We start from the raw sequence: 8381 nt of genomic DNA on the forward strand, positions 1-8381 counted from the left end.
CGGGAGCAAACTACTGATAACCCACGCACCACTACGCACTGTCGTCACAGGGGCGTCCAGGGGGCAGCGGTGACCATGTGACGATTCGCTCGTTCTGCTGAACGTGCGCCCACACGATGCCGCCACCCCCTCCGCCGCCCCGTCCGTCACCCCCTCCGTCACCGCCCCCGCCTCCCCTCCCGGCCCCATCGGGCTGGAACAGGCCGAGGCGGCGCTGGTGGAGCACTACCCACGGCTGGTGCGCCTCGCGTATCTCGTGCTGCCGCCGTCGCTGGGGCGCAACCGCCGGGTGCTCAACGCCCATGCGCTGGTGCAGCGGTCGCTCCCTCGCGGGCGCGGCGGGCGGCCCGCGGCCATCCCGGCACAGACGCCGGCCCCGGGACAGGGACGGGGACGGGGGCTGGACCAGGGGTACGGGCCGGGCCAGGGGCACGGGCCGGGCTATGCGTACGTCAGGGAGCGGGTGCTGCGCCAGGCCCTGGACGCGGGACTGCCGCTGAAACGCCCGGCGCTCCCCCGGCGGGCGCAGCTGCCTCCGCTGCTGCCGCAGGTGTGGGGGCTGCGGATGTTCCCGCGCTCCGGCGGCGTCGATGAACTGGCCCTGGACCAGCGGCTGTCCGCGCTGTCGGGTCCGGCGCGGGCCGCCTATGTGCTGCGCGGCCTGGAGCGGCTGCCGGACGCCCAGGTACGCCAGACCCTGGCCGCCTGCAAAGTGGCCGACCCGCACGCGGCGCTGGCGGAGGCGAACGCGATGGCCGCGCTGGAGACGGCGGAGGGGCGGGGGGACACGGCCGTACTGCTTGAGTCGCCCGAGTTTGACCCGTGTTCGCTGCAGGCGCGCCCCACAGATCTGATGCGCCGCCGCCAGCACCTCAAGGCGGCGCTGGTGGGAGCCGCGGCGGTCGCCGTGTGCGCGGCGCTGCTCGGGCTGCCGGGTGACGGCTGGGGCCCGGACGGGGCGGCCGCGCCGCCGTATGCGCGCAACCCCGCCGCGGAGGCGGCGCTCGACCCGGCCGAGCTGACGAAGGCCGCGGACACCGGCTGGCGGCGCGCGTCCCGGCTGGACTTCTCGGTCTGGCCCGCGCGTGGCGCGCTCACCGGCGACCGGGCGCTGCTGCGGCGTGCGCTCGCCGTCTGGGCCAGGCCGGGCAGTGCGGTCCAGGTCTCCACGACGCCGGGGACGCCGGCGGGGCCGCCGATGGGTCCCCCGCAGCTGCTGTACGCGGGCGAGGTCGACCAGGCGCGGGTGGTGCTGCTGTACGACGGGCTGCGCGTGGTGCGGTACGCCGAGCCGAAGGACGGCGCCGGGGGTGCGGGAGGCGCGGGCGCCTCCGGGGCGGCCGCGGCGCTGGATCTGGCGCGTGCGGACGGGGCGGACGCGGCCTCCGCGGGCGCGCTGGTCGTGGGCAGGACCGACGGCAACGTCCGCTATCTGACCGCGCCCTGGGTGCGCAAGGCCGCCGTGCGGGATCTGCTGAAGCCGTCCGGCGGCGCGACCGCGCTCCCGGTCGGCGAGGACGGCGTCACTGCGCCCGTACCCAGTCCGGCGACGGCGCGCGAGTGCCGCTCCTGGGAGGCGCTGGAGCTGACCGAGGACGACGCCGCCGGGCGGCCGGCCGGCTCGGATGCGGCGGCCGTCCGGACAGTGACCGATCTCGGGGAGCTGACGCCCGCCCGGCTCACCTCGGGGAAGCCCGGCGCCCCGCAGGATGCGGCCGCGGCCGGTGAGGCGACCCGTCAGGCGTGGGCGCGGACGGCGTGTCTGCTGCCGGACATGCGGGTGCACGGAGTGCGCGGCGTCCAGCTGTGGGAGTACGCACGGCAGCCGCTGCCGGAGGACAACGGCACCGCGGTCTGGCTGTGCACACGCGCGGAGACCTGGCGCGGCGCGGGCGGCCGGGTGATGGCGCAGATCCAGGCGCCGGGCGTCCCGGAGGGCACTCCGGGAGCGGTGGCGGCGCGGGCCGAAAACTCCCCCGCGTGCGGGGAGCGGGAGCCGCGGGTGCTGGCGGGCGTGCTGTGGAAGTCGCGCGCGGGGCAGTGGTATGTGCTGGCGGCGGGGAGCGAGCAGTTCGCCTCGGTGTCCGCGTCGGGCGGGGTGACCGGCAGCGCGAAGGGCAGTCTGCTGGCGGTGCGGGCCGAGCAGGGTGCGCGGGCGGAGCTGACGGGGCGTCTGAAGAACGGCGCCCGGGTCGACGGCCTGCGCTGACTCGCCCCTCCCCGCTCGCCCCTCCCCGCTCACGCCTCTCCTCCCCGCATGGCCTTCTCGCTGCACGGCTCTTCCCCCCGGCTTTACCCCTCAGTACATTGACGCCATGTCTAACAGCGAGCCGCACACCCAGCCGCGGGGAGTCGCGTCGGAGCGAATACCGCTCAAGGCCCGCAATGTGGCCTTCGAGTGGTCGGACACGCCCCTGCACTGGGTTCCGGGCGACCCCTTCACCACGCACACGATCAATGTGCTGCATCTGCTGCTCCCGGCCGGTGAACGCTGGTTCGTCCATGTCTACAAGCAGGTGCTGCCGTATATCCGCGACGACCGGCTGCGCCAGGACGTCATCGGCTTTATGGGCCAGGAGGCGGTGCACTCCCAGGCCCATGACGCGGTGCTGCCGCATCTGCGGGAGCAGGGGCTGGACCCGACGCCCTATACGGCGCAGGTCGACTGGCTCTTCGAAAAGCTCCTCGGCGACCGGACGCTGCCGCCGGGGCGGGCCCGGCACTGGTGGCTGATGGAGCGGGTCGCGCTGATCGCGGCGATCGAGCACTACACGGCGTTTCTCGGCAACTGGGTCCTCAACGCCGAGGAGCTGGACCGGCGGGGCGCGGACCCGATGATGCTGGATCTGCTGCGCTGGCACGGCGCGGAGGAGGTCGAGCACCGCTCGGTGGCGTTCGAGCTGTTCACGCACGTGGACGGCGGCTACCGGCGGCGGGTGCGGACCTGGGCGACGGCCTTCTCGGCGCTGGTGTTCCTCTGGCAGCGCGGGGCGCGGTTCTTCATGGAGAACGACCCCACGCTGGTGCACGGAAAGGCGACGTTCCGGGCCTTTCACCGGGCGGGCCGGGAGGGCGTACTGCCCTCCACACAGGCGATGCTGCGGTCGATCCCCCGCTATCTGAGCCGCGCCTACCACCCCTCGCATGAGGGCAGCACGGCGCAGGCGGCGGCCTATCTGGCCGCCTCGCCCGGTGCGAACGGGGGCCGGTGACATGCCCCGTCTGCGTACCGCGCTCCTTGTCACGGGCGCGGCGGCGGTCGCCAAGCGGGCCCTGCGCCGCCGGATCGAGCGCTCTCCGCTGTGGCCGCTGCCCGCGCTGGAGGAGCCGATATCGGGCCGCAGGCCCGCGGGCCCCGCGCCCGCCCTCCCGGTCCTGGTCGCGGAGCGCCATGAGCCGGCCGAGGGCGTGGTGCAGCTGCGCCTGGAGTCCGCGGCCGGCGATGAGCTGCCGCTCTGGGAGCCGGGGGCGCATATCGATCTGGTGCTGCCCTCGGGTCTGGTGCGCCAGTACTCGCTGTGCGGAGACCCGGCCGAGCGGAGCGCGTACACCGTCGCCACCCGCCTGCTGCCGGACGGGCGCGGCGGCTCGCGGGAGGTGCACGAGCGGCTCCACGAGGGCGTCGAGGTGCGAATCCGCGGCCCCCGCAACCGGTTCCCGCTGGTGCCCGCCCCGGCGTATCTCTTCATCGCGGGCGGCATCGGCATCACCCCCGTCCTGCCGATGCTCCGTACGCTGAACGCCCGCGGCGTCGACTGGCGGCTGCTGTACGGGGGCCGCTCCCGCGCCTCGATGCCGTACGCGGCGGAGGCCGAACGCCTCGGCGGCCAGGACGCGACAGGGGCGCCCCGGGTGACCACCATCGCCGAGGACACGTCGGGCCTGCCCGATGTGGCGGCCTTCCTCTCCGGCGCCGAGGGCGGCACGGCCGTCTACTGCTGCGGCCCCGCCCCGCTGATGGACGCGGTGAGCGCGGCACTCCCCCCGGGCTGCACCCTCCACCTGGAACGCTTCACCCCGCCCGCCTCCCCCGCGCCCTGCGACTCCGCCCCCTTCGAGGTGGAGCTGCGCCGCTCGGGCCACACGGTGCGCATCGCCCCCGGCCAGTCGGTCCTGTCCGCGGTCCGCGAGCGGCTGCCCCATGTGCCGTACTCCTGCGAGCAGGGCTTCTGCGGCACCTGCCGACAGCGGGTGGTGGAGACAGACGGCGAAATCGACCACCGTGACGAGCTGCTGACGGACGCGGAGCGGAAGGATTCGATGCTGCTGTGCGTCTCCCGCTGCCGCGGCTCCCGGCTGGTGCTGGATCTGTGAGCACCGGACAATGGCCGTGCCCCGGCAGCGGATGAACGCTGCCGGGGCACGGGGTGCGGCCGCCGGATCACAGCGGCCGCGCGGTCACTGCTGGGTGTACCGCTCGATGAAGTGGACCCTGTCGAAGGTCCAATGGCCGGCCTCTCGGGCCCAGCCGCTGACGGGCGCGTTGAGCTTGCCGTCGCCCTTGGCGGTCCAGGTGTACATCTTCACCCGGCCGTCGGAGTAGCCGTACATCGCGCCGAAGTCGTCCTTGCCGTCGCCGTTGTAGTCGCCGGTGACAAACTCCAGATTCTCGCGCCACATGTTGCCGGCGGGGGTGGACCATGCCTCGGTGCGCTTCTTGAACGTGCCGTCCGCCTCGGCGGGGAAAACATGGATCGCGTCATGGCCGTCGGCGTAGTCGTACCAGGCGGCCACGTCGTCCCGGCCGTCACCGTCGAAGTCGCCGGCGAAGACCGAGGTGCGGTCGGCGGAGCCCCAGGTGGCTGACTCCCAGGAGCTGACCGGCTTGTTGAAGCCGCCCTTGGCGTCGGCCGTGAACGTCCACAGCTTGACGCTGGTGCTGCCGTAGCTGTACCAGACGGCGAGGTCGTCGCGGCCGTCGCCGTTGAAGTCGCCGACTGCCGGCTTGCCGTTCTTCTGGGTCCAGTTGCCCGCGGGGGTCGTCCAGGACGCGAACGGGTTGTTGAAGCCGCCCTTGGCGTTCGCGGTGAACGTCCACAGGGTGTCTGCGCCGTTGGCGTAGTCGTACCAGACGGCCACGTCATCGCGGCCGTCGCCGTCGAAGTCGCCGCTGTAGAGGTCCATGCGGTCGAAGGTCCAGTTGCCGGGCGCCACGCCCCAGGAGGCGAAAGGCTCCTCGAACTTGCCGTCGCCCTTGCCCAGCCAGGTGAAGAGCTTCACACGGCCGTCCGAGTAGCCGTAGACGGCGGCCACATCCGATATGCCGTCGCCGTTGTAGTCGCCGGTGGTGCGCTTCATGTTCTCCGCCCACCAGCCTCCGGCCGCACGGGACCAGGCGGTGAAGGGGGCCTGCAGCTTGCCGTCGGACGCGGCGGTGAAGGTATGCATCGCGTCTTGGCCGTCGGCGTAGTCGTACCAGTCGACCATGTCGCTGCGGCCGTCGCCGTTGTAGTCATGGCGGATGGCGGTGCCGCTGCTCCACATGGACGCGCCCTTGGCATCGACGATCTTCAAATCGCCTCGGTCCTGCAGCACGGCGTGGCCGCCCGGTGCAGAGGTCCTGGACTCCCACAGCGTGCTGGAGCCGTCGGCCGAGCGCACGACGAGATTGCCGCTCTCCTCAAGTCGCGCGACCGCGCCCGGGTGCCCGGCGGTGCCGGTGGACCAGAGTGTCTTGCCCGCGTTGGAGGTGATGACGAGGTTGCCGTCCGCCTTCATGGTCAGCTTGGCGGAGTTGGAGGTGAGGGTGGAGCCCGCCGTGAGGTCGGTGCCCGGAGCGAGCCGGGAACCGATGGCGATGTTGTCGACACGGGCGGATACGGCCCCCGTGCGGGTCTCGGTTTCTCCGAAGCAGCCGCCCTGCCAGGACCGGCTGTTCACCGCGACCAGCTCGATCCGGCCGTCCTTCTCACGGAAGGCCGGACCGCCGGTGTCGCCCTTGCAGATGGCGTCGGCGTCGGTGACGCCGCTGATGGAGAGGGTTGTCCCGGCCGTCGAGCCGACGGTGAAGGCCGCGGTGTGCAGCCGGTTCGGCACCCACTCACTCTTGGTGCGGCCGTAGCCGGTCACCTTCAGCGTCTCGCCCTCGGTGGCCGGGGTCTGCGCGAACACGACCGGGGTGATCCCGGCAGCCGGCTTCGCCAGCTTCGCCATCACTACATCGCGGTCCGCGCGGGGCACGATCTCCACGATCTCGGAGACATGGCCTCCGCCGCTGGTGAGATCGGTGCGGCCGACGGTGGCGACGGTCTTGCGGGCGGGCTTGCCGGCCGTGACCGCGTCGCCGGCCTCACTCGGATCGTCGGCGAAGCAGCTGGCGGCAGTGACGATCCACTGCGGGGCGACCAGCGCTCCCGAGCAGCTGCGCATGCCGTCGCCGATGTCGAGCTTGGCGGTGAAGGCGTAGGCACCGTCCTTGGCCGCGTCGCCGGTGACGGCGTGAGCGGCGGGGGTGGCGGTGAGCATGCTCGCTACTACTGCGGTGGCGATCAGGCCCGTGGTGGTCAAGGCACGGGTTTGTCTGGCGGACACGTTGGTTTCCTTGTCCATTCTTCGCTGGTAGAGCAGATGAGGTGCGGCTCTCGCCGGTGATGTGCAGCCAGACCGGCGAAAGCGGGAGGGTGCGGGCGCGGCCGCCGGGTGCGGGCCACGCGGCTGCGTCCGCGAGCGGTTGTCAGCCGGTGACGCGCAGCTCGACGAGGACGGTGGGTGCTCCCCCAACGCCTTCGCCGACTCCCTTGAAGTCGTCCTTGGCGACGGCCACGGTCTCCTTCTTGCCCTCAGCGGTGAGTTCCGCGGTCACCGGGTGGTCCGAAGTCTGGATGGCGAAGACATCCGGGACTTCCAGCGTCAGATAGCCCGTCGACGCGGTGGCGTTGAAGCAGTACATTCCCTCCTCCTTGTTGTGACGCGTCCACACCTGGATCTGGTTGGCCGAGGCGTCACAGTCGGCAAGGAGGATGTGGCCGTCGCCACGATGGAGCTTGATGCCCTTCTCCGCGAGGATGCCGTCGGCGTCAGGGTAGTTGAAATCCTCGACCGCGAAAGGCGGAATTTCCCCTTCCGCCTGAGCGGCGGGAGCGTTGCGCGGAGCAGCGGAAGCCGAGGAGATGGCAGCGGCGCCGGAAATGGCGACAAGCGTGCCGACGCTGCCGGCGACCAGCAGCTTTCGTGCGCGTGATATCACAGATCGTTCCCTTTCTGAAGGATATGAATGCGGCCGTGACGTCGAAGACTTCGACGGGCCGCCGGGCAAGAGTACCTGCCCCGTTCGACAACAACCCTTCGATAAGTGCGTGGTTATGCTCTCGGCGTCGAGATACGGCATCTGGCAAACAGTGTTGCCAGACCCGAGATGGGCTTGTGCATTGAAACGGAGAACCAGATTCCGGGGAGAGGCGTTGCGCGCCATACGCATGCTCTGCCTCACCCTGTTGCCCCTTACACTCGTTCTCGGGCTGATGGGCTCGCCGCCCGCGGCCGCGGATGAGTGGACGGGGGAGGGCGAAACCCTCAGCGCGATCCCGGCGACCGACCGCGGCAAGGTCGTCGAGTTCTGGAAGTCAGGCGGGCCTGGTGTCAAGGCCGCCGCGGAGGCCGCGCTCACCGGCAGCGACGAGGACGTCCGGCGCTTCCTGGACAGCGAGCGGGAGCTCGCGCAGCTCCACGACGACCGGATCGCCACTGTCCAGATCTTCGGCATGGGCGGCCGGGGCGTGCGGGAGGCCGCGCAGCAGGCGCTGGCCGGTACGCCCGAGGAACTGCGCACCTTCCTGAAGAGCGGCTGGCAGGAACCGCTCGAACACGACCAGCGGGTCCGAGTGACCCAGATCGTGGCCGCGGGCGGGCCCGGTGTGCAGAAGGCCGGGCGCGAGGCGCTGAACGGCTCGATCGAGGATGTGCGCGAGTTCCTCGACAGGGGCCAGTACACCGCGCGGGACGCCGACCAGCGGGTCCAGGTCGTCCAGATCATGAGCACCGGCGGCCCGGCGGTCCGTGAGGCAGCCAGGCTCGCCATGGCCGGCTCCATGGCCGACATCCGCGAGTTCCTTGAGGTGGGCCAGCATGTGGCCCGCGCCCGGGACCAGGAGCGTGCCACCGTCGCCCAGCTGGCCGAGCAGGCCAGGGAGGCGGGGCGGCAGGCCGCTGTGGAGACCGAGGCCGCCAAGGACGCCTCGGACCGTGCGGTCGCTGCCTCGAAGCTGGCCAAGGAAGCCGCGCTGAAGGCGGCCAAGGAGACCGAGGCCGCCAAGAACGACGCGAACCGGGCGGCCAATGCGGCAGGCAGGGCGGCCGATGCGGCAGGCAGGGCCGCAGGCGCCGCGCAGACGGCCATCGACGCGGCCCGCGCGGCCAACACCTCGGCCCGTATCGCGGCCAAC

Annotated in this window: 6 protein-coding genes; 4 read left to right on the forward strand and 2 right to left on the reverse strand. The window is 72.0% G+C overall.

The window, feature by feature from the left end; all coding sequences use genetic code 11:
* The first annotated feature begins 103 nt into the window (after positions 1-103).
* The 3 genes from OF819_RS23180 to OF819_RS23190 all read left to right on the forward strand — a co-directional run bounded on the left by OF819_RS23180 (position 104) and on the right by OF819_RS23190 (position 4314).
* On the forward strand, positions 104-2209 hold the full coding sequence (locus OF819_RS23180) for a hypothetical protein (RefSeq protein WP_416370604.1): 2106 nt from the start codon (positions 104-106) through the stop codon (positions 2207-2209).
* A 106-nt stretch (positions 2210-2315) separates the two neighbouring features.
* Entirely contained in the window at positions 2316-3212 is an 897-nt protein-coding gene (locus tag OF819_RS23185) for a metal-dependent hydrolase (RefSeq protein WP_267245540.1), read from the forward strand.
* Position 3213: 1 nt separating this feature from the next.
* Complete coding sequence (locus tag OF819_RS23190; RefSeq protein WP_267245541.1) at positions 3214-4314, forward strand: PDR/VanB family oxidoreductase; 1101 nt, start codon at positions 3214-3216, stop codon at positions 4312-4314.
* 84 nt (positions 4315-4398) lie between these two features.
* On the opposite strand, the gene OF819_RS23195 is transcribed toward OF819_RS23190, so the two are convergent.
* Complete coding sequence (locus OF819_RS23195) at positions 4399-6531, reverse strand: FG-GAP-like repeat-containing protein (RefSeq protein WP_267245542.1); 2133 nt, start codon at positions 6529-6531, stop codon at positions 4399-4401.
* Between the two features lie 142 nt (positions 6532-6673).
* Entirely contained in the window at positions 6674-7186 is a 513-nt protein-coding gene (locus tag OF819_RS23200) for a hypothetical protein (protein WP_267245543.1), read from the reverse strand.
* Between the two features lie 274 nt (positions 7187-7460).
* Between OF819_RS23200 and OF819_RS23205 the strand changes: the two genes are divergently transcribed.
* Positions 7461-8381, forward strand: a 921-nt coding sequence (locus tag OF819_RS23205) for an ALF repeat-containing protein (protein WP_267245544.1), incomplete at its 3' end; no start/stop codon positions are given.

Origin of the sequence: Streptomyces sp. PR69 (assembly GCF_026420845.1) — a bacterium.
Taxonomy (GTDB): Bacteria; Actinomycetota; Actinomycetes; order Streptomycetales; family Streptomycetaceae; genus Streptomyces.